The 21,675-nt window shown below is 68.1% G+C and carries 21 protein-coding genes and 1 pseudogene; 12 read left to right on the top strand and 10 right to left on the bottom strand.

Going from position 1 to position 21,675, the window contains the following annotated elements; translation table 11 throughout:
* The first annotated feature begins 329 nt into the window (after positions 1–329).
* The 4 genes and pseudogenes from ABFX50_RS45810 (at position 330) to ABFX50_RS45795 (ending at position 3,737) form a co-directional block, all read left to right on the top strand.
* Positions 330–1,127: an alpha/beta hydrolase family protein gene (locus ABFX50_RS45810; RefSeq protein WP_346156343.1), complete on the top strand. Its 798-nt coding sequence runs from the start codon at positions 330–332 to the stop codon at positions 1,125–1,127.
* Between the two features lie 651 nt (positions 1,128–1,778).
* Complete coding sequence (locus tag ABFX50_RS45805) at positions 1,779–2,288, top strand: GNAT family N-acetyltransferase (RefSeq protein WP_346156340.1); 510 nt, start codon at positions 1,779–1,781, stop codon at positions 2,286–2,288.
* Between the two features lie 724 nt (positions 2,289–3,012).
* Positions 3,013–3,198, top strand: a pseudogene (locus ABFX50_RS45800) (hypothetical protein); the annotation flags it as partial.
* Between the two features lie 299 nt (positions 3,199–3,497).
* Positions 3,498–3,737 carry a hypothetical protein gene (locus ABFX50_RS45795; protein ID WP_346156337.1) on the top strand — a complete coding sequence of 80 codons (240 nt, stop codon included), beginning with the start codon at positions 3,498–3,500 and terminating at the stop codon, positions 3,735–3,737.
* 782 nt (positions 3,738–4,519) lie between these two features.
* Here ABFX50_RS45795 and ilvD read toward each other — a convergent pair.
* From ilvD to ABFX50_RS45745, 10 genes are all read right to left on the bottom strand, one after another.
* Positions 4,520–6,166 (bottom strand): dihydroxy-acid dehydratase, encoded by a 1,647-nt coding sequence (ilvD, locus tag ABFX50_RS45790; protein ID WP_346156335.1) that lies wholly within the window; start codon positions 6,164–6,166, stop codon positions 4,520–4,522.
* The gene (locus ABFX50_RS45785) at positions 6,163–7,140 is read right to left on the bottom strand and encodes an amidohydrolase family protein (protein WP_346156333.1); all 978 of its coding nucleotides are present in this window, start codon (positions 7,138–7,140) and stop codon (positions 6,163–6,165) included. The genes ilvD and ABFX50_RS45785 overlap by 4 nt, the downstream gene beginning before the upstream one ends.
* A complete protein-coding gene (locus ABFX50_RS45780) occupies positions 7,137–7,985 on the bottom strand; it encodes a fumarylacetoacetate hydrolase family protein (RefSeq protein WP_346156330.1) in 849 nt (282 codons plus the stop codon). Before ABFX50_RS45780 ends, ABFX50_RS45785 begins: the two co-directional genes overlap by 4 nt.
* A 21-nt stretch (positions 7,986–8,006) precedes the next feature.
* Complete coding sequence (locus ABFX50_RS45775; RefSeq protein WP_346156326.1) at positions 8,007–9,368, bottom strand: family 4 glycosyl hydrolase; 1,362 nt, start codon at positions 9,366–9,368, stop codon at positions 8,007–8,009.
* A 20-nt stretch (positions 9,369–9,388) separates the two neighbouring features.
* Positions 9,389–10,156, bottom strand: a complete 768-nt coding sequence (locus ABFX50_RS45770) for a DeoR/GlpR family DNA-binding transcription regulator (RefSeq protein ID WP_346156323.1) — start codon at positions 10,154–10,156, stop codon at positions 9,389–9,391.
* Positions 10,156–11,157, bottom strand: coding sequence for a D-2-hydroxyacid dehydrogenase (locus ABFX50_RS45765; RefSeq protein WP_346156321.1), 1,002 nt, complete (start codon positions 11,155–11,157; stop codon positions 10,156–10,158). Before ABFX50_RS45765 ends, ABFX50_RS45770 begins: the two co-directional genes overlap by 1 nt.
* Before the next feature lie 10 nt (positions 11,158–11,167).
* Entirely contained in the window at positions 11,168–12,001 is an 834-nt protein-coding gene (locus ABFX50_RS45760; protein WP_346156319.1) for a carbohydrate ABC transporter permease, read from the bottom strand.
* A 14-nt stretch (positions 12,002–12,015) separates the two neighbouring features.
* Positions 12,016–12,852, bottom strand: coding sequence for a carbohydrate ABC transporter permease (locus ABFX50_RS45755; protein ID WP_346156316.1), 837 nt, complete (start codon positions 12,850–12,852; stop codon positions 12,016–12,018).
* Positions 12,853–12,993: 141 nt separating this feature from the next.
* Positions 12,994–14,286, bottom strand: a complete 1,293-nt coding sequence (locus ABFX50_RS45750) for an extracellular solute-binding protein (RefSeq protein WP_346156314.1) — start codon at positions 14,284–14,286, stop codon at positions 12,994–12,996.
* A gap of 233 nt (positions 14,287–14,519) precedes the next feature.
* On the bottom strand, positions 14,520–15,074 hold the full coding sequence (locus ABFX50_RS45745) for a Rossmann-fold NAD(P)-binding domain-containing protein (protein WP_346156312.1): 555 nt from the start codon (positions 15,072–15,074) through the stop codon (positions 14,520–14,522).
* Here ABFX50_RS45745 and ABFX50_RS45740 point away from each other — a divergent pair.
* The 8 genes from ABFX50_RS45740 to ABFX50_RS45705 are packed head-to-tail and all read left to right on the top strand — an operon-like array spanning position 15,073 to position 21,358.
* Entirely contained in the window at positions 15,073–16,074 is a 1,002-nt protein-coding gene (locus ABFX50_RS45740) for a carbohydrate kinase family protein (protein ID WP_346156309.1), read from the top strand. The genes ABFX50_RS45745 and ABFX50_RS45740 overlap by 2 nt on opposite strands.
* Complete coding sequence (locus ABFX50_RS45735; RefSeq protein WP_346156306.1) at positions 16,071–16,976, top strand: SIS domain-containing protein; 906 nt, start codon at positions 16,071–16,073, stop codon at positions 16,974–16,976. Before ABFX50_RS45740 ends, ABFX50_RS45735 begins: the two co-directional genes overlap by 4 nt.
* Before the next feature lie 2 nt (positions 16,977–16,978).
* Positions 16,979–17,314 carry a hypothetical protein gene (locus ABFX50_RS45730; protein WP_346156304.1) on the top strand — a complete coding sequence of 112 codons (336 nt, stop codon included), beginning with the start codon at positions 16,979–16,981 and terminating at the stop codon, positions 17,312–17,314.
* 19 nt (positions 17,315–17,333) lie between these two features.
* Positions 17,334–18,287 (top strand): 1-phosphofructokinase family hexose kinase, encoded by a 954-nt coding sequence (locus tag ABFX50_RS45725; protein ID WP_346156301.1) that lies wholly within the window; start codon positions 17,334–17,336, stop codon positions 18,285–18,287.
* Positions 18,278–19,132, top strand: coding sequence for a class II fructose-bisphosphate aldolase (locus ABFX50_RS45720; protein WP_346156299.1), 855 nt, complete (start codon positions 18,278–18,280; stop codon positions 19,130–19,132). Before ABFX50_RS45725 ends, ABFX50_RS45720 begins: the two co-directional genes overlap by 10 nt.
* On the top strand, positions 19,129–19,422 hold the full coding sequence (locus ABFX50_RS45715; protein WP_346156298.1) for a hypothetical protein: 294 nt from the start codon (positions 19,129–19,131) through the stop codon (positions 19,420–19,422). Before ABFX50_RS45720 ends, ABFX50_RS45715 begins: the two co-directional genes overlap by 4 nt.
* Entirely contained in the window at positions 19,419–20,120 is a 702-nt protein-coding gene (locus ABFX50_RS45710) for a polysaccharide deacetylase family protein (RefSeq protein WP_346156296.1), read from the top strand. Before ABFX50_RS45715 ends, ABFX50_RS45710 begins: the two co-directional genes overlap by 4 nt.
* Entirely contained in the window at positions 20,117–21,358 is a 1,242-nt protein-coding gene (locus ABFX50_RS45705; RefSeq protein WP_346156292.1) for an MFS transporter, read from the top strand. Before ABFX50_RS45710 ends, ABFX50_RS45705 begins: the two co-directional genes overlap by 4 nt.
* Positions 21,359–21,675: the final 317 nt, after the last annotated feature.

Below are 21,675 nucleotides of genomic sequence, written 5' to 3'. Positions count from 1 at the left end.
CGGTGTCGATACGACAGTGGAGGGCAACCAGTACGGCCAGCGCAAGCAGAACAGCGCTGTTCCTCGAGCCGGTGAACCTATGTGGTCACCGCACTAGGTGCTGATACCCGCTCCCGGTCCGACGGTCTCAGGTTACTGATGACCCGCAGCGGCGGACACTGCCTCCGGCCTCGATGCCCAGCCAGGCGGCGTGGTCGATGTAAGGGCTCGAGCAACAACGGAGCGCTACCTACTAGCCGAACCGCACGAAATTCGGTCGCCTATCGCGCTAATTTTCGCTGGTCGCATAACTGATTCCAGGCGCGCAGTCCTAGTCATACAGTGGCCGCATGTATTCACCGATCACGGGCACGGCCGCAGGCGTGCCGTTCACCGCGTTGCCGCCAGCCGACAACGGCTCGGCGCCGCTGATCGTTACGTGGCACATGCTGGACCCGCCAAGGTCGAACGCCGCGTTCGCTGCCTCGTTGCCGATGAACGACCTGCCCGCGTGGCGGGTGCATCTCGGCATGCCGATGTGCGGTGCACGCATGGTCGACGGCAGCACGGACGCCATCGTGGAGCTGATGCACAAGGACGCCCTGATGTCCTTTCTCCACCCGTTCGTCCGACAAGCGACAGAGGAGTTCCCGGCCGCGCTGGCGTCGATCCGTGCGCAGCTACCCGTCAATGACGGCCCCATCGGCGTGCTCGGCGGCTCGCTGGGCGGTGCCGTCGCGTTGCGGATCCTGGCCGACACCGAGATCCCGGTCTTCGCCGGCGCCGTCGTGAACGGCGCCATCCGGATGCGATCCGTCGTCGACCTGTTCCCAGGCGACTACCCGTATGACGCCGCGTCCGAGAAAGTCGTCGACAGTCTGGACTTCGTCGCCAAGGCGGACGCCATCGCCAGTCGCGCGCCGCTGCTGGTCGTCAGCGGCGAGCTGGATCACCCAGCGCTGCGTGCGGACGCGTTCCAGCTCGTCGAGGCATTGGGGGAACCGTCCGAACTGCTGTCGATCCCTGAGTTGGCGCATCCGCTCGCCGACGAGCCCGGCATCGAGCCCGCGCCGCAGCTGCCACTGGCCCGAGAGGTGGACGCTGGCCTGACCACGTGGTTCCGCCGCCACCTCGCGGGTGCAGGCTAGTACTCCAGTGACACTTTGCGATTCGGGGTTGAGGTCACATGAGAGCGGCCACTGCAAGATCATTGGGAATTTGTGAAGACATCCAAAGATCGCGCAGTGGCGCGCCCGACAGCGTAGAGCTGACACCTGGAACGTCATCGTCCACGATCTCCTCGACAGGCTCACGGGCCGGTTCGGGCGCACGAGTCCGTGACACGCTTGGTGCCCGACCCACGGGTGCAATCGCTGGATCGCATACAAGCTGGTGGCCAGCCAGATCCAGATGAACGTGAACGCCCACTGGGCCGGGGAAGCATTTCAAGCGAGAGGCGACTTCTCGCTGACGCGCGGGAGTGCTTTCGCGTCTAAGAGCTGCCAGGCGTGTCCGCATCTTCAACCAGGAAGGTGACCACGAGTGGCGCTATCTCGGCTCTGGTCCGCTCGCCCCACGCGGTAGACCAATCCAGCAATGGCCACAAGACAAGCCTCGCTGTTGTCGAACATCACAGAAACGATCATGGGCCTGTGGCCTCTAACGTCGCATCCGCGAGTCCGCCGGTGCTCAGGGGCGAGTGCCGAAGCCGTGGCCGCAGGGCCCGGTCTCCGCCCGCCGGCCCGCCGGACCGGGTCGGGCAAGATGGTGCGACCACCGGCACACACGAGAGGCACGTCATGTCCGTCACCGTCACCATCCGCAAGGGCGGACCTGAGCTCATCGACCGTCTGGAGCCGTTGTGGCTCGCCTTGCACGCCCATCACCAGTCGCTCAACTCGGACCTGAAATACTTTCCCGACGACAGATCATGGGAGCTGCGCCGGTCCTGCTACCGGGAGTGGATCCGCGCTGAGGGCTCGTTCGTGCTGATCGCCGAACGGGCTGCCGAGCCGATCGGATATGCCTTCGTTCACATCAAGCCGGGTCCTGACGACACGTGGGTGACCGGGGCGCGGATCGCTGAGCTGGAGACCCTCTCGATCGCGCCGGCGGAGCGTGGCCGGGGCTTCGGCACCCTGCTCCTCGACGCGGTCGACGCCGAGCTGGACAAGATGGGGATCGGCGACCTCCTCATCGGCACCCTCATCGACAACGAGGGAGCGCGCCGGCTGTACGAGCGCCGCGGCTTGCGGCCGATCATGGTCTACCTCGCCCGCTTCGCGGCGTCCGACCACGCTGGGCCTTGATGGGCGCACCCTGCCATGTCCCGTTGAGTGGTGGACGTCAGCTGTCTTGGTCCGACGAGAGAGCAGGGTCGCACGGAGATTGACCGGCGGGACGAGACAGGAACGAGGTCGAGGCCTTCCCGGGGACATCGACTGTCGTCGGGTCTCGGCACTGCTGGCCACGACCATGAGCGACTGCGAAGGTCGATGGTTATCGATGCTGGATGCGCCACCATGAGGTCGCCGGTCATGGTGTGTTGGACGTTGAGTCTGCACAAGTATCGTCCGGCGCCTTTACATTGTAGATTGCCTCGAAACGTGGAGATCTTGGCCAATGTCGGCTATCAGGGCCTGGACGGCCAAACAGGAGGCCAGATCGCAACCCCACCGCCCAAACGACGTGGCAAGCACCTCGAAGACGTGCAGTGGTTGATGGCCCATCATGAAGCGGCCCGCCAGACCCATGCCTCCTGCCGACGACCGGAACACGGCATCGCACACCTGAAGACCTGGGAGCCCTGGCCCGGCACCACGGCCGCCGCGACCACCTGCCCGAGATCGTCACCACCCTCGCCGGGCTCCTGTCCGACCAGCAGACCGCGTAAGACAGCCTGAGCACAGGCTGTCGCGCCTCAATCCCCAACTACGCACGAGATCGTAATAGCCGCCGCTGGGCTGCGCTGGCCGGTGGAAAGAGTTTCGAGTTCGGCAAGGACCTGTTCGGCCTGGACCAGTCCCAGGTCCCCACGCGCGCATCCGCGCCCTCGGTGAGCGAGCCGTTGCCACGCTGAAAACCTGGAAAGTCCTGACCAAGCAGCGCTGCTGCCCACGACGCGCCACCGCGATCGTGCAGGCCATCCTCGTCCTGAACCTCATCGACGAAGATCGCACCAAGGATGAAAAGAGATCACTGTTGGCAAATTGTCATTAGGTCACGCGACAGGGCGTACCGGATACGGATCGCCAGGGTGCCTTTCGGGCTTGGGCCACTGCCAGGGTGGCGGCTGGGATCTGATCTGGTCCGGTCGAACGCCGCGACACCTGAACTCCATAGCAGGAACGACGACAGTAGCCTCATGATCAGATGTGATCGTGGGCCCATAGGGCGTCACGGCTGGATTTCGTCGATGAATGGCAAAAAGCGGTGTTTTTCGCCGCGGGTTAGATCGACATGATGATGAACGGCAAAGCATCTCAAGAGCAAGCTGGTGCAATATGAAGAATCTCGCAATGAGGGTCGCTACCGTGGGCGTTATCGCCTTTGCCGCTCTCTCCACGCTGGGAACTGCGGCTCACGCCAGCCAGGCCACCGACCCTGTCACCATCCAGGCTCCCTACTGGCAGGCTCGCGGCCCCTTCGGCACCTGGTCCTGGTGCGACTCCGAGAAGCGCACCTACGCCCGCTACTACCAGGTCAGCGCCTGCTACATGTACAACGGCTCCTGGTGGTTCGACTGGCGGGACCGGTAGCTCCTCCACCAGGCTCTCGTCTGGCCGAAAAGGAGAAATAGAGCGGCCCGCGCCCGGTCCTGAATCCGGACGGGGGCCGTCCTGTGTCACGGATTTGGATCGCCAGGCCGCCCGCAGGAATGCAGTTCGGGTCGCTGTCAGGTAGTCAGCAGGATCTGATCGGGATCAGCTGAACACGGAGACACCCACAACTCCCTCCACTAGCAAGAACGAGAACAGCGGCCTCATGATCACATCTGTGATCATGAGGTCGCTGCTTTTTGATCTACTTCGCCAACGGTGTCACCCTTGGCGAGCGGGGCCCGATTCCGGATCTACGGCAGCAGTTCAACGCGGTGATGTGGCGGTTTCGTACCGGCAGCCCGTGGCGGGACCAGGCGACAAACCGTAAGAAGCGCGACTCCCACTGCGTCCGCCCGGTCAGTCATGATCCAGATCTCTACAAGTAGCGCAACACCGCGGAACGCTACATCAACCGGATCAAGGAGTGCCGGGGGCTGACCTTCCACAAGACTCCCGACAGCTACTCGCCAGCCTTCATCTCCGCGGGACCATCATGTGGATCCTAAGCCTTCAACCCGTCTGAAGATCCGAAGTCTGTACAGGCCCTAGAGTGGAGCCGAGCTCAGCGGCTTGCCGTGACTTTCGTTCGAATGTGCTTGGCGGGCGTGTTTCACCAGGTCAAGGCATATGGATATCAAGCACCGCGAAGTGGGCCCCGCTCCGGGCCCGTGCACGAAGCGGGCCCGTCCGGGGAATGACCGCCCAGGCCGGTCCTGCGGTCAGATGGTGGTGGCGCCGTCGGAGGCGGAGCCGACCGATGCCACGTACTTGGCGAGCACACCCCGCTCCACAGGTCGTTCCAGGGGCCGCCAGGCGGCGCGGCGCGCGGCGAGTTCGTCCTCGTCCACGAGAAGGTCGAGGGTGGCGTTCGCGGTGTCGACGGCGACCGTGTCGCCATCGCGCACCAGTGCGATGGGCCCGCCCTTGAACGCCTCGGGGGCGACGTGGCCGATGACGAGCCCGTGGGACACGCCGCTGAAACGTCCGTCGGTCACCAGCGCCACAGAGTCGCCGAGTCCCTGCCCGACCAGGGCGCCGGTGATGGAGAGCATCTCCCGCATGCCTGGCCCACCGGCCGGGCCCTCGTAACGGACGATCACGACATCTCCCGCCACGACCGCGCCGCTCTGGATGGCGGCGAAGCACTCCTCCTCGGAGTCGAACACTCTGGCCGGCCCTTCGCGGCGGAAGTCCGCGCGACCGCCGAGCTTGAGCACGCAGCCGTCCGGCGCTAGCGAGCCGCGCAGGATCGCCAGCGCGCCCGGCGGCTTCGCCGGAGCGGCCACCGTCTTCACCGTGGTCTGGCCGGATGCTTCCGAAGCGCCGGCGGCCACGTCGGCGAGCGTGCGGCCGTCGACGAGCGTCACGTTCTCCCGCAGCAGTCCTGCCTCCAGGAGCCGCCGCACCACGAGCGCGGTGCCGCCGGCTCGCCACAGGTCGGCGGCGGTGTGCGGCCCTCCGGGCTTGAGTCCGGTGATGATCGGCACCTTCCTGCAAATCTCGCCGATCTCGTCGATCCGCAGCGGCAATCCCGCTTCCCTAGCGATGGCGAGCAGGTGCAGCACCGCGTTGGTGGACCCCCCCATGGCCGCCACAGAGACAATGGCGTTGTGCATGGCGTTCGGAGTGAGGATACGGGAAGGCCTGGCGTCCCTGGCGAGGGCGTCCATGACGATCTCACCCACGCGCCTGGCGGCGGCGGGCTTGGTCTCGGCGACCGCGGGGATGTCGCCGACGCCGAAGGGCGCCAGTCCGAGGAAGTCGGCCACCCCACCCATGGTGTTGGCGGTGTACTGAGCGGCGCAGGTGCCGGGGCCAGGACACGCGTGACGGGCCAGGTCGTCGACCTCGTCCTGGTCGAGCCTGCCGACCGCGCGCTCTCCCAGAGCCTCCCACATGTCCTGGATCGTAACGTCGCGGTCGCGCCAGCGGCCTGGCATCATGCTGCCGCTGTAGAGGACCACCGAGGGCACGTCGAGCCGTGACAGCGCCATGATCCCCGCCGGGACGGTCTTGTCACAGCCGACGATGCAGACCAAGGCGTCGAACTGGTGCGCACGACCCATGAGCTCGATGGAGTCGGCGATCACCTCTCTGCTCACCAGGGAGGCTCGCATTCCGGGCGTGCCCATGGTGAGGTTGTCGGAGACGGCGATGGTGTTGAACTCCATCGGCAGGCCGCCAGCACGTCGGACCCCCTCGGCGACGTGCGCGGCCAGCTCACGGTGCGTGAGGTTACACGGCATGGTGCCCGTCCAGGTGGAGGCGATGCCGACGGTCGGCCGTCGCATGTCCTCCCGGGTCAGGCCCATGGCGTACAGGTGCGAACGGGCCGGTGCGCGGTCGGGGTCGTCGGCGATGGTCATGCCGCCTCCTGCCGGGTCGTGGAGATGCCGGGAAGGTCGAGGCCGAGCAGCCTGACCGCGTTCCCCGCGACGATCAGCTCACGGTCGCCCGCCGACATGTTGAGTTCGTCGAGGATGCGGATCTGCTCATCGGCGTACTGCCGGATATAGCCCCAGGGGAAATCGCAGGAGTCAGTGCCGAACAGGATCCGCTCAGGGCCGAACGTCTCGTGGAAACGGCGGAACAGGTCCTTGAGAGTGAGCTCGTACGGCATCCACCGCGTCCACTCGTGGTTGCTGGAGGAGTCCACGTGGACGTTGGCGTTCGCCCAGCCCAGGCGGAGCAGCTCGCCCGGGTAGCCGCAGCCGAAGTGGGCGACGACGAAGTTCACCTCGGGGAAGGCCTTGGCCACATCGTGCAGGGCAAGAGGGTCCATGTTGGGCGCGTGGCCGAGCCCACCGCCGCCGTTGACGGGGCCGAAGTGGAGCATGACGGGCAGGCCGTACTCCTCGCACACCTCCCAGACCGGCCACAGCGCGTGGTCGGCGAGCGGCACGCTCACCCAAGGGGCGATGATCTTGTAGCCGGACAGGCCGAGCTCCGTGACGGATCTGCGGAGCTCGGCCGCGGCGCCCGGCGCGCAGGGCTGATGGTTGGCGAAGCCGACGAACCGGTCGGGGTGCGCGGCGACCACCTGGGCCAGCCGGTCGTTGCCGCCGCCGCTCATGAACACGACCCTTGTGAGGCCCACCTCATCGGCCTCGTTCCGCCACGCGGCCGCGATCTCTTCGGCCGATCTCGTCTCAGGCTGCGTGGGCGGCAGGGTGCGGGCCCGTCGTACGCGTTCGTGGTAGGCGCTCGCGTTCTGTCGGAGGCGTTCCAGCTTCGCGGGCCCGCAGGCGTGCTCAAACTCGGCGTCCAGCCGGTCCTGCGTGGGCTCGGGGCCAGGGAAGTGGCAGTGGAAGTCGATGACGGGCATCCCCCAGCGGCTCATGCGAACCTCACGGTGTTGCGCAGGGTGCCGACACCCTCGATCTCCACCTCGACCACGTCGCCGTCCTTCAGCCACAGCTTGGGCGAGCGGCCCATGCCGACGCCGTGCGGCGTGCCGGTGGCGATCACGTCGCCGGGGTTCAGCGTCATGTACCGCGAGAGGTAGGAGATGATCGTGGGCACATCGAAGATCATGTCCTTGGTCGAGCCGTCCTGGACGGTCTCACCGCCGACGCGGGCCCGGACGGCCAGGGCGTGTGGGTCGCCCAGCTCGTCGGAGGTGACGATCCATGGGCCGAGCGGGCAGAAACCGTCGAAGTTCTTGCCGCGAAACCACTGTCCGTCGGTGAACTGAGCGTCCCTCGCCGAGACATCGTTGGCGGCTGTGTAGCCGAAGACGTGCTCCATTGCGCGTTGGGCGGGCACGTCGCGCGCAGGGCGGCCGATGACGAGGGCAAGCTCCGCCTCCCAGTCGAGCTGTTCGGTGGCTCCCGCCGGTACCACCACGTCGTCGTACGGCCCGGCGAGAGTGTGCGCTGTCTTGACGAAGGCCAGCGGACGCTGCGGCGTGTCCAGGCCGGTCTCGCGGATGTGGTCGGCGTAGTTGAGGCCGATACAGATGATCTTCTGTGGCGCGCTGAGCGGGCTCAGGACGGTCACGTCGCTCAGCGGGACCGTCGGCCCTGTCGCGGGTAGCGCGGACAGGTCGGCGCCCGAGGCGATGAGGTCGCGCAGGGCGTCGGCCATGTAGGCGGGTTTCTCCTGAGCCACAGGGACGGCGGCGCCGTCCTCGATCCTGGCGGCGGTGACGGTACCGTCCGCGTGCTTGACACGGGTGATTCTCATGGAAGGTTCTCCGGAAGGTGTTCAGGCGAAGTGGGGCAGGAAGCGTTTCTGCTCGGCGATGAGCGCGTCCATGAGCCGGGCCGCGGCGTCCGGGTGGGTGAGCGCGCCGTCGGCGATGACCGCCTCCACGGCGAGGTCACGGCTGCCGGTCATGGCGGCCTCCACGGCAAGGGAGACGGAGGTGAGCCTGCGAGCCAGGATGGAGGTGAGCGGAGCCGAAAGGTCCGGCACGCTGACGGGGCGCAGACCACGGGCAGTGGCGACGCCGGGGATCTCCAGGGCGGCATCACTGGGCAGGCCGGGTACGGCGCCGTGGTTGGGCACGTTGACCGAGAACATCTCGCGGCGGTCGAAGGCGATCGACCGGATGATCGCGATGAGCTGCTCCTGCTCGCCCGTCGACCGTTCGAAGATCGATTCGTCGAGCGGGGCCTCGCCCTCGGCCTGCGCCCGCATGCCCTGGTAGCGCTGCTCGCCCCAGGTGAGGATCTCGGGCACGGAGAAGGCGTCGACGCCCAATGTCTTGCCGTAGTAAGCGCCCGACGGCCAGCGTTCGGGGAAGAATTCCACCACGTGCCGGTCGTTGGCGGCGGGATAGGCGCCATAGCGGCGGAAGATCTCCCAGGAGAACGGGTTGTGCCAGGCCTTGCCGTTCTCCCAGATCGATCCGATGTCGGCGGGATCAGCAGGCTGGGCCAACTCGCGCTCCATGCGTTCGCGCACGATCGGCCAGGCGTCGCGTCCGTTGTGCCGGAAGTCGTAGATGAAGGTCAGGTGGTTGATGCCGGCGTAGAGTGTCGAGGTCTCCTCGAACGGCAGCCCGGCGAAGGCGGCCAACTCCCGCTGGACGTGATGCATGCCGTGGCACAGGCCGACCACGTTCACGCCCGCGTAGGCCGTCATCGCCGCCACGTTGGCGGTCATGGGGTTGCTGTAGTTGAAGAAGAACGCGTCAGGGGCGAGGTCGGCCACATCTTTAGCGATCTCCACCATGACCGGCACAGTGCGGAGCAGCCGCGAGATGCCACCTGGCATGATGGAGTCGCCCACCGGCTGGAAGACGCCGTGCTTCATGCAGATCTCGTGGTCTGCCTGCCAGGCGGGCCTGCCGCCCACCCCGACGCACGTGACCACGAAGTCGGCTCCCGGCAGCATGTCCCTCCTGTCGGTGGAGGACCTGACGGTGATCGCGCCGCCCGCCTTCCTCGCCTGCACCATGAGCTCGGCCAGGCGGGTGGCGACCGCCAGCGCCTCGAGGTTCACGTCGACCAGCCGGATCTCCCACGCGCCGAGGTCGTCGGCGGAGATGAGATCGGCGAGTAGCCCGCGGGTGAAGACGGCGCTGCCCGCGCCGATGAGGACGAGTACTCGGGTGTCGGACATGCTGAAAACGACTCTCCTGTCTAGGCCTGGATCACGGTGATGTCGCGCGCCCGCAGAGCGGCCACCGCCTCGTCCGAAGCGCGGTTGTCGGTGACCACGGTGCCGACGGCCGAGATGGGGGCGATGCGGACGGCGCTGCGCTGGTTGAACTTGCTGTGGTCGGCGAGGACCGTCAGATGTCTGGCGGCCTTGATCATGTTGCGGTCCGTCTCCGCCTCGGCGAGGTTGGCGCCGAGAATGCCGTAGCCGGGGTCGATGCCGTAGGCGCTGAAGAAGGCCAGGTCGATGTGGATGTCGGCGAGGGCTTGGGAGGTGAGGTGCCCGAGCAGCGAGAGCTCCAGGTTGCGGAGCAGCCCACCGAGCACGAGGACCTGCAGGGTCTCCGATGTGGTGCCGATGGCGTGCGCGATGGCCACGGAGTTGGTGACCACGGTGATGTCGGGTACGGCGCTCAGGTGCGGCACCATCTGGGCCGTCGTCGATCCTCCGGTCAGCAGGATGGTGCTGCCGGGAGTGATGAGTTCGACGGCGCGCGCGGCGATCCGTTTCTTCTCCTCGAGGTTGCGCACGGCGCGCTCGTCGACGGAGTTCTCGCGAGGAGCGTGGTCGTCGATCGCCACCGCGCCACCGTGCACGCGTCGCAGCAGGCCGCGCTCGTCCATCTCGTCGAGGTCGCGGCGGACGGTGGAGAGGCTGACGCCGAGCAGTTCGGCGAGGTCCTCCACACCTACGGAGCGCCTGTGCCGCACGTATTCCAGGAGCTGGTTCCTGCGCTTCTCGCTCAGCATCAGTACCCGGCCTTTCTGTCCACCAGATTCAACAGGGGGCGGCCGTCGACGAATCTGCGCAGGTTCTCGGTGAAAAGAGCGCGCACTTGATCGCGATAGCCGGGCGCGAATCCTGCCACGTGCGGAGTGATCAGTACATTGCTTTCCCGCCAGAAGGGGCTGGAGGCGGGAAGGGGCTCTTCGGCGAAGACGTCGAGCGCGGCGAAGCCGACCCTGCCCGAGCGCAGCGCGGCCAGCAGCGCCGTCTCGTCCACCACTCCGCCGCGGGCCGCGTTGATCAGAGTCGTGCCGGGGCGCATCGCCGCGAAGGCCGCTTCGTCGATCAGGTGGTGGGTCTGCTCGGTGTGCGGCACGGTGAGTACGACGTAGTCAGAGCGGGTCAGCAGGCCGACGAGGCCCTCGGGCCCGACCACCTCGGCCGGGTCCGCTGCCTCGTCGGACGGCTCGCCGAAGCGCAGGCCGTCGCGAGCCGAACCCCTGCGCATACCGAGCACGTTCATCCCGAAGGCGTGCGCGAGCCTGCCGATCTCCCTGCCGATGCGGCCGTAGCCGATGATGCCCACTGTGGAACCGGGCAGCATGCGCGGCATGAGCCTGTTCCATCGGTGGTCCAGATCGGGCCAGTGCGTGCGGCGCTGCAGGTCGATGATCTGGGGCAGGTGATGGGCATGCGCGAGGATCATCATCAGCACGTACTCGGCCAGCGGCTTGGGCGACACGCCGCCGATCGTGGTGATCGGCGTCCCCGCCTCCCACAGGTCGGTGCCGGTGACGTGGTCGCACCCGGAGGTGTCGAGCTGGACCCAGCCCAGGCGAGGCGCCTGGTCGCGCGTGGGGAAGGCCGAATTGGTGTAGAGGACGTCGGCGCCGGCCAGCACGTCCGCCGGGATCTGCTCGGCGGTGGTGGCCAGGTGTTTGCGCACACGCACCTCGGGCGAGACGGCCGCCACGTCGGCCAGCCACGCATCGTCGAAGTCGAGTGTCACGCAGACGTTGATCATCTGATTCCCATCACTTGATGCCCGAGCGGGCCATGCCCTCGACGAAGTGCCGCTGGAAGAGCGCGAAGACGATCAGCATGGGGATCATCGACACCAGTGACATCGCCATGAGGGCCCCATAGTCCTGGCCGTACTGGTTCTTTAGGAACAGCAGCCCCACCTGCAGCGTGTAGCTCTCGGGGTCCTTCAACACGATCAGTGGCCAGGCGAACTCGTTCCACCGCCACATGAAAGTGAAGATCACCAGGACGGCGATCAGCGGCTTGCACAGCGGAAGCACCACCTTGAAGAACGTCCGCCACTGTCCCGAGCCGTCGACCTGGGCCGCCTCGAGCAGTTCGTCGGGGACCGCCATCATGAACTGGCGAGCCATGAACAGGCCGAACGCCTCGGCCAGCCGGGGCAGGATGACGCCCCAGTTCGAGCCGAGCAGCCCGAAGTCCACGACGAGGTGGAACTGCGGGACCATGACGACCTGGACTGGGACCATCAGCGTGCTGAGGATCAGGAGGAACAGCACGTTCCTGCCGGGGAAGCGGAGCTTGGCGAAGGCGTAGCCCGCCATCAGGTTGATGACGACGGTCAGCGCCACGGCGCTCACCGCGATGACCGCGGAGTTGAGGATCCAGGTCGGGTAGGGGAACTTGCTCCAGGGGCCGGTGAAGTTCGCCCAGTTCGCGGCGGTCGGCCACAGGCTGAACTGTGAGCCGCGCAGCTCGGCGGGCGAGGAGAGCGCCGTCACGATCATCCAATAGACCGGGAACAGCATGGCCAGCGCTCCGGCCGCCGCGAAGGCCAGGCGCAGCCGTACGGCACGCCGCTCGTGGGTGTTCACGGCCGTCATGGCCCCCTCCCTCCTCATGCGGTGTCCCTGCGGCGGCCGATCCGCCACTGGACCACCGTCAGCACCAGAACGATCAGGTAAAGCAGCACGCCGATCGCCGAGGCGTAGCCCTGCTGACGCTGCTCGAAACCGGTGGAGTAGGCGTAGGTGACGAGCATCGTCGTGGAGTTGCCCGGCCCGCCACCGGTCATGACGTAGACGATGTCGAAGACCTGGAAGCTGTTGATGATCCCGATCACGACCAGGAAGAAGGTCGTGGGGGCCAGTGAGGGGATCGTGATGGAGCGCAGTGTCTGCCACCAGGAAGCGCCGTCGCAGCGGGCGGCCTCGTACACCTGGCGTGGGATGCCCTGCAGTGCCGCCAGATAGACGACCATGTTGAAGCCGAGCCCGATCCACAGGCTGACGGCCACCAGCGAGAGCATGGCCGGCAGTCCCTCCGACTGCCACGGGACGTCTTCGAGGCCTAGCGGGCCGAGCATCCTGTTGACGATGCCGAGGTCTTCGTTGAACATCCAGGCGGCGATCAGCGCGCTGCTGACGCCGGAGATGACGGCGGGCATGTAGAAGATCGCCCGGATCAGTCCACGTGCCGGCATCTTCTTGTTGAGCAGCAGCGCCGCCGCCAGCCCCGCGATCAGGCACAGGGGTACGGACAACAGGGTGTAGAGAACCGTGTTGGTCAGGGCCGTCCAGAAGATCGGGTCGGCCATGATGTCCTGGTAGTTCTGCGCCCCTATCCATCGGGCGACGCCGAAGCCGCTGGTCTTCTGGAAGCTGATCCATACGACTTTGATCAGCGGCCAGAACATGAACACCGCGAACACCGCGACGGCGGGAGCGGCGAACATGAGGCCCGCTGCCGCTTCACGTCCTCTGCGCGTGCGCAGCGCAGCTGCCCATGATCGCGCGCTCTTCGGAGGTGGGACCGGCGGAGCCGTGCTCGCAGGGCTGGTCACTGATGCCATCTGCCCGAGGGCTCCCTTCTGTGGCTAGGCCGCGACGGCCTTCTTGAGGGCCGTCGTCAGCCCCGCGATGGTGTCGTCGGGTGACTGGCCTCCGGCGAAGAAGGCCTCCAGATGCTGGACGAGGGCATCGTTGACACCCGAGAAGGCAGGCAGCGTGACGAGCTTCACCAGGTCGGGCGGCATCGTGGTGGCCTGCTGCTGGAAGACCGGCATCAGGTCGGGCCGCACCGCGTAGTCCAACTGCTGGCCGGCGAGGTCCTTTCGGGCGGGCAGGACGGTGGTCTTCTCGCAGAACTGCTTCATGTTGTCGGTCGAGGCGAGGAAGGCGGCGAAGGCGGCGGCCGCCTCCGGGTTCTTGCTCTGCGTCGTGACCACCACCGCGTTGCCGCCAAGGTCTGTCGCGGCCCCACCCGCGCCGCGCGGCAGGTACGTGGCGCCGAACTCGAAATCGGTGACCCTGGTGGACATGTCGGGCAGCAGGAAGTCGCCGACGAATGCCATTGAGATCTTCCCGGAGGGGAAGACCAGGTCAGGGCTGTTGTTGGTCTTCACCAGCATGTTCTTGGGCATCAGGCCCTTGTCGTAGAAGGACTTGGTGAAGGCCAGCGTCTCTCGGGCCTGGGGAGAGTCCAGGGTCGGCGTCTTCCCGTCCGCGCCCAGCGCCGTGCCACCCGCCTGCCAGAGCCAGTTGAACCAGCGGAAGGCGCCGAACTGCTGCCAGTTGACACCGAACGCCGTGCCGCCGGGGTTGGCGGCCTTGAGCTTTCCGGCCACCTCTAGGAACTGCTCCCAGGTCCACGCCTCCTCGAGGGTGGCGGGCACCTCCTTGATGCCGGCCTTGGCGAAGTGCTCCTTGTTGTAGAGCACGGCAGTGGTGTCGGTGTGGTGCGGCACGCCGTACGGCTTGCCCTCGTACTGAACGCCTGCCCACAGGGCGTCGATGAAGGCGGAGCTCTCACCGCCGATCGTGGCGCTGAGATCTTGCAGGACGCCCTGGGAGCTGTAGATGCCGATGTCGTTGTAGGTCACCCTGAACAGGTCGGGGCCCTGGCCGGACTGGAGGCGGGCGTCCAGGGTGGAGCGCATCTGCTGGTAGGGCAGTTGTTCAACCTTGATGGTGATGCCGGCGTTCTGCTTTTCGAAAGCCCTGGCGATGGCGTTGAAGGAGCCGAGCTCGGCGTCCGAGCCCCAGACGGAGAACGTCAGGGTGTCGGCGGAGGCGCCTCCCGTCGACGATGATCCGCCGCAGGCGGCAAGGGAGCTCGCCGCGGCCGTACCGATGGCGGCTCGCAGGAACTGGCGACGGTTGAGATGCATGGGGGCCTCCTCGGCTGGCACAACCAGGTAGGGCCCGTCCTATCAACTTCATCCAGAAAACGTCAATACCTTTCATTTGATCGTCACGTTCTTGACTCTTTATCCGAAAGTCGTGGCGCTTGACAGTTCGAGTCTCCCTTCGTAGCGTCTTCCTGCTGAGAGTTTTGAGCGTTTTGAAGGAATATGCTTGATTTGGATGGCCGGGTAGAAGCATGCGGGGGGTGCACGTGGTGTCAGCTTCCTGGGCGTTCGGTCCAGGGACGTACCGCACCCAGCACTGTGCTGGCCCGGCGGTCGGCCACGCCGACCGCCGCGGTGGACACCTCCTCGGGGGTGTGCCAGCGCACGCCATTGACATCGCGATGCCAGCCGAGCAACAGGTGTCGCACGAGCAGCCGCTCGTGATGGCCTTCGCGCAGCGGGGGCGGGGGAGCGTCCTCGGCGGCGTAGTTGCTGACCAGGACCGTCACCAGCAGCTCGCCGACTCGTGGGACGAGCGTGTCCCACGCCTCGGCGGGCGCGAACGGCTGGTAGACCAACGCGAGGCCGATCGGGCCGCATGTCCCCGCCGCCTCGTCGAGAGCTGCGGCAAGCGCGGGAGGATCCGTGACGTCGGCGATCACGCCGTTGACCCGTGCGCCGCCGGCCGTGGCCAGGCCGTCCCGCAAAGCCGCCACCCGGGCGGCCGAGCGGGACACGACGGACACGACCGTCCCGCGTCTCGCCAGGGTTCCGACGGCGGGCGCGAGGATGCCTGTACCCCCGATGACCAGAACGTGAGGTGGCATGGCTGACATCGATCTCCTCGTCTTGGGCGAGCTGAACGCGGACGTCATCGTCGAGTGCGGCGATGTGCGTCCGTCCTTCGGACAGGTCGAGGACATTGTGGAGGACGCCGACATCGTGCTCGGCAGCTCGGGGGCGATCACCGCCTGCGGCGCGGCACGTCTCGGCGCGCGCGTCGCCATGGCGGGTGTCGTGGGCGACGACTGGCTGGGCGCCTTCGTGCTCGAGCACCTACGCGATCGCGGCGTGGACACCACGTACTGCGTCCGCAGGCCGGGGCGGCGCACCGGCATGAGCATCGTGCTCGGCGCGCGTGGCGACCGATCGATCCTCACCTTCCCTGGCGAGATCGGCCGATTGTCCGCCGCCGACGTGCCCGAGGCGGCGCTGTCGGCGGTCAGACACGTCCATGTCAGCTCCTACTTCCTTCAGTACGACCTGTGGGAGGGCCTGCCCGCGCTGTTCAGCGGTGTCCGGCGGCGGGGCGTGACCACGTCCGTCGACCCCAACTGGGACCCCTCCCGTTCTTTCGGGCACGGCCTGCCGGAGTTGCTGCCGCTGATCGACTACCTGCTGCCCAACGAGGCGGAGGCCCTCCGTATCAGCGGCGAGGGCACCGTCGAGTCCGCGGCCGCCACGCTGGCCGCTCGCGGCGCCTGCGCAGTGGTCAAGCGCGGAGAGGACGGCGCGCTCCTCCATCACCCCGACGGCACGGTCCTCACCGTCACCGCTCCCCGCGTCAGCCCCATCGAGACGACGGGGGCGGGCGACTCCTTCGACGCGGGCCTGCTCGCCACCCTGCTGGCAGGTGGTGATCTGGCGGCGGCACTGCGTACAGCCTCGGCGTGCGGCGCGCTGTCCACGCAGGGCATCGGCGGCACCGCCGCGCAGGCGACGGCAGAGCAGGCCGGCGCGCTCGCGGAAACGCTCACGGTCGCCGCCCGTCATCCGCAGCGAGGACTCACCGGACCCACCCAACCAGGAAGAGAGACGCACCAGTGACCACCACGACCGACCACGGCCTCGCCAACCGCACGGAGAGCGAGGTACGGAGCCAGCCCGAGATCTGGCAGCGGGTACTCGACGCCGCCGACGATCTCCGCGGCGCTCTGCCGTCCAGCGGCGCTGCCGTGCTGGCGGTCGGCTGCGGGACCTCCTACTACATCCTGGACGCCTATGCCCGCCGCCGGCAGGTGCTGGGCCACGGCAAGACCAGGGCCGCCATCGCCACCGAGCTGGACGACCCCGACCGCTACGACGCGGTGGTGCTGCTGTCGCGCTCGGGCACCACCAGTGACCTGGTACGGCTGGCGAGAGAGCTGTCGTCGCACACCACCACGATCGCGATCACGGGGACGCCCTCGTCCCCGATCGTCGAAGCCACCCACCGCCAGGTGCTGCTGGACTTCGCCGACGAGCGGTCGGTCGTCCAGACGCGGTACGCGACGTCAGCGCTCACCCTCCTGCGCGCCTCGATCGGCGAAGATCTGCGGGGCCTGCCCGACCAGGCGAGGGCGGCTTTGGCCGAGCCACTGGTGGCCGATCCCGCCGACTACGACCACCTGGTGTTCCTGGGCTCGGGGTGGGCTCGTGGCCTGGCCGAGGAGGCGGCGCTCAAGTGCCGCGAGGCGGCGCGCCTGTGGACGGAGTCCTACGCGACGCTGGAATACCGCCATGGCCCGATCGCGTGCGCGGGCCCGCGCAGCCTCGTCTGGTCCCTGTCGCCGTTGCCCGAGGATGTCGTGGAAGCGGTCAGCGCAACCGGGGCGACTCTGCGCGTGGCCACCGCAGACCCGCAGGCCGAGCTGGTACGCGTGCATCGTCTGGCCGTCGCCCACGCCAGGTACCGCGGACTCGACTGTGACGCGCCCGAGCACCTGTCCCGCTCCGTCGTGGTGGAGTAGCTGTGCCGTTCGTCCAGCTCACCACGACGGCGCCGGTGTCTCGCGAACTCGCGGCGCGGCTGGCGGAGGAACTCGCCCAGGCGCTCGGCCTGCCCGGTGGCGCCGTGATCGTTCAGCGGATCGTCACAGCGAGGACCGGCGCCTCAGGCCCGGGCCCTTCGACGGTCGACACGGGGGCCGTGGCCGTGATCCGCGGTCGACCACGGGCCGCAGGCCTCATGCGTGAGGCGGTGACCAGGGCGGCCTCGCTGCTCACCCGTGAGCTCGCGCTCGATCCCGACCTGGTGCTCGTCTCCTGGCCCGATCCGGGCGTCGTCGCCACCGGCGGGAAATCGTGACGCGGTCAGGAGGACAGGAGTGATCGTCACCGTTACAGCCAATCCCGCGCTCGACATCACCTATCGGGTCGATGAGCTGCACGTAGACGCGGTCAACCGGGTGACAGCCGTAGCCTCACGGGCCGGTGGGAAGGGCTTGAACGTCGCACGAGTGCTGCGCTGCCTGGACGCCGAAGGCGTCGAGGGCTCGGGTGTTCCGGTGATCGCGCTCGGTCTGGCAGGAGGGTCGTGTGGCGAGGTGCTGCGCGCCGACCTCGACGCGGCGGGGATCGCCCACGATCTGATCCAGGTCGAGGCGGAGACCCGGCGCACAGTGGCGGTCGTGGACTCCCGCGCGGGAACCGTCACGCTGCTCAGTGAGCCAGGAGCGAGGGTGAGCGGAGGCGCGTGGGCGGCCCTACGCGAACAGGTCAGGGCGCGGCTGCCGGAGGCGTCCGTCCTGGTGCTGTCCGGCAGCTTGCCTCCGGGTCTGCCCGCCGACGCTTATGCCGTCCTGACGATGGAGGCTGGCAGGCACGGTGTTCCGGTCGTCGTGGACGCCGACGGGCGGGCGCTGAGCCTGGCCGTCACGGCGCGACCCGAGGTCGTCAAGCCCAACGCCGCCGAGCTGGCCAGGGCCACCGGCCTGCCAGACCTGGCCGACGGCTCGGCGCGCCTTCGCCGGCTGGGGGCGGGCGCCGTCGTCGCCTCCGACGGGCCTGGCGGTCTCGATGCCGACACACCCGATGGTCGATGGCGGGCGGTGCCGCCGCAAACCTTGGGAGGTAACCCCACCGGTGCCGGTGACGCAGCCGTGGCCGCCATCGCCCTTGGCCTGGCCAAGGGGTGGGACTGGCCCCGCACGCTGGTCCACGCCGCCGCCTTGTCGGCGGCGGCCGTACCGGCCCCGCTGGCAGGGGACGTCGACCTTGTCGCCTACCGCGACAACCTGACGCGCGTCGCACTACAGGAGAAGGAGCCGCAGTGCCGCTGACCTCGACTGCCGAAATCGTGGCCCGAGCCAGATCCAGGGGATGCGGCGCGGGCGCCTTCAACGTGATCCAGCTCGAGCACGCCGAGGGCATCGTGGAAGGCGCACGCCGGGTGAACCGGCCGGTGATCCTGCAGCTCAGCGAGAACACCGTCCGCTACCACGGGTCGCTCGCGCCGCTCGGCCGGGCGTTGCTGGCCGTCGCGGAGGAGTCTGAGGTGCCCGTGGCGGTCCACCTGGACCACGCCACGGGGCCAGCTCTCATCGACCAGGCGATGGAGCTCGGCTTCGGCTCGGTGATGTTCGACGCCTCCGCGCTGCCGTACGGGGAGAACCTCGTTGCCACCGCGCGAGTGGCGGCCCGCGTGCACGCGAGTGGCGGGTACGTGGAGGCCGAGCTCGGGGAGGTCGGAGGCAAGAACGGGGTCCACGCGCCGGAGGCGCGGACCGATCCCGACGAGGCCGCTGAGTTCGTCGCCGCGACGGGTGTCGACGCCCTGGCTGTGGCGGTCGGCTCCTCGCACGCCATGCTGACGCGCGAAGCGGTGCTCGACGTCGAACTCATCGCCCGCCTACGCGCCGCTGTGCCCGTGCCGCTGGTGCTGCACGGCTCCTCGGGCGTGCGGGACGACGGTCTTGCCGAGGCCGTACGGCACGGCATGACGAAGATCAACATCGCCACCCACCTCAACCAGGCCTTCACAGCCGCCGCGCGCGACCACCTGATCGCGCGGCACGGGAGCGTGGACCCGCGTGGATACCTGGGCGCGGCGCGTGAGGCGGTGGCCGTACAGGTGGCCCACCTGCTCCGGGTGCTCGACCCGGCAGACGAAGGAGAAGACGGATGAATCCGAGCTACACGCCCCACCCGGACGCGGCGGCGGTACTGGCCGACTGCGAGCAGCGCGCGCTCGAACGTGAGGGCATCCCGATGTTCCTCGCCCTGGAGGACCTCACCGGCGCCCTACCGGCGGTGCGCGATGAGAGGGCGCTGGCCGAGGGCCCGGAGCTGGAGCGGCTGACCGGCCATTACCAGGACCTGCTGCGTCCCGAGGCGGGCGACGACGACCTGAAGTCTCTGGCCTCGGTAATCACCGTACTGGCCAGGGCGCACTTCGACGTGGAGGGGCGGTCGTGACCGACCACGGCTTCGAGCAGCACAGGACGGCACTGCGCGAAGGCAGGTACCTTCGCGTGGTCAACTACCACAACACCCCACACTCCATGGCAGGGCAGCTGCGCGAGGAACTGGCCGCATACGCCAGCTCCTTCGCGTGTGTGACCCTCGAGGACCTGGACCACTTCTACGCCACGGGGGAATGGCGGCTGGACCGGCCCGGTTTCATCCCCGTCTTCTACGAGGGATACCTGAACAACGCCACCGTCGCCGCCCCCATCTGCGACGAGCTGGGTATCGTGGCCTGGTTCCCGGTGATCACCCGGTTCATCGACTGCCCCGTCCCCGACCAGCGCGCCTTCGCGCAAGCCCACCACATCGACCTGGTCGAGGAGGAGCTCGGCATGGATCGGCTCGCGATGACCTGGGACGAGGTCGCGGCGATCGCCGAGCGGCACGTCGTGATCCCGCACACCGGCTCCCATGAGGAGATCGCCAAGGTCCTGTCCGCCGAGGACGTCGAGCGTGAGATCGTCAAGCCCCGCCGAGACGTGGAACGTGTCACGGGTCGCGAGGCCGCCGCCTTTGTCTGGCTGTACGGCACGCCGTACGGCACCAGTCCCGCCCAGGACGCGGCGGTCAGGGACGCCGGCTACCGCTACCAGATCAGCAACACGATGATCCAGCGCATCGGGCGGGGCATCCTGACCCCGTCATGACGCTCGCCGATGTTTCCCCGTCGGTGTCCCGGTGGCGCAACGCGGTGTTCGTCATCTTCGCCGCCACCGGGATCGCCTATTCCTCCTGGGTGACCCGAACCCCCGACATTCGGGCCTCGCTCGGTGTCACCACGAGCGTGATGGGCTGGATCATCTTCGGCCTCTCCGCCGGGGCCATCGCGGGCCTGCTGCTGGCGGGGCGACTCGTCGGCCGCCACGGGGCCCGCCGCATGATCGCCGTCGGCGGCACGCTGACCGGCACGGGAATCATGGTCACAGGCGTGGGGGCCGTCGCGCCCAGCCCCGCGCTCGTCTTCGCCGGGCTGGCGATCACGGGCGGTGGGTTCGGGCTCGGAGAGGTGGGCCTGAACGTCGAGGGGGCGGCGCTCGAGCGCGTCCTCGACAGGAGCGTGGTGCCGACTCTGCACGGTGCCTTCAGTGTGGGCACGTTGGTCGGCGCCGCCCTGGGCACGGCGGCCGCGTGGGCCGCGGTGCCCGTTCTCGTCCATCTGGGAGTGCTGGGGGCCGCGGCGATCGCCGCCTGCGGGTACGGGATCTCGCGCCTGCCGGACGCGACGGGCAAGGAGCCGGTCGTCCACGGGCGCCCCGCGGCGGACGCCGGACCGCGCCAGGTGGTCTGGAGAGAGACCCGCACGCTTCTGATCGGGTTCATCGTGCTGGGTATGGCGTTCGCGGAGGGAGCCGCCAGTGACTGGCTCCCGCTGGCGATCGTCGATGGATACGGCGCCGACCCGGCGACGGCCTCGCTGTCCTACGGCGTCTTCGTCGCCTTCATGACGGCGAGCCGTCTGCTGGGAGGACGGCTGGTGGATCGCTTCGGCCGTGTCGTCGTTCTCCGGGTTGCGGCGACGCTGGCCTTCGCAGGCACGTCGCTGGTGATCGTCGCGGGAGCGCAGGCACCGGCCATGATCGGCTGTGCGTTGTGGGGAGCAGGTGCGGCGCTCGGCTTCCCGCTCGGCATCTCCGCCGCAGGCGATACCCAGAACCACGCGGCGATGAGGGTCAGCGCCGTCGCGATCCTCGGCTACACCGCCTTCCTCGTCGGGCCACCCCTTCTCGGGTGCTTGGGGGAGCACATCGGACTGCTGCGGTCGTTCTACGTGGTGCTCCTGGGGGTGGCGGCAGCCGCAGCCCTGTCCAGTGCGGTCGCCCCAGGCAGTCGAGGTGAGGTAGCCGCGGCAAGGTGCCGACTCCGTGCCGGCCGGCGTAACCGTTGACCCCTCCGGGTATCGCAGGCGCCTGTCTCCGCCTTCACCGCGCGCCAGCGACGGGGCTGACCAGCACCGAGCGGGAGAACTGGCGGCACTGAGGTGAGGGAACCGCCGACTGCGTGAGGACGTCGACATCCTCAAGCGAGCCACAGCCTTCTTCGAGGAGACCCGGTGAGCGCTGATCCGTTCATCGAGACGGAAAGCAGGCGGCCACAACGTCAAAGGGGCCTATGAGCTGCTGGGAGTCTCCCGTGCCACCTTCTACGCGCGGCGCCAGGCCGTGCCCGGTTCTCGCGCGATACGAGATATGGAGCTCGGCGGGC

The organism is Nonomuraea recticatena, assembly GCF_039533245.1.
Lineage (GTDB): Bacteria > Actinomycetota > Actinomycetes > Streptosporangiales > Streptosporangiaceae > Nonomuraea > Nonomuraea roseola.
This window is presented reverse-complemented; position numbering and strand designations above follow the sequence as displayed.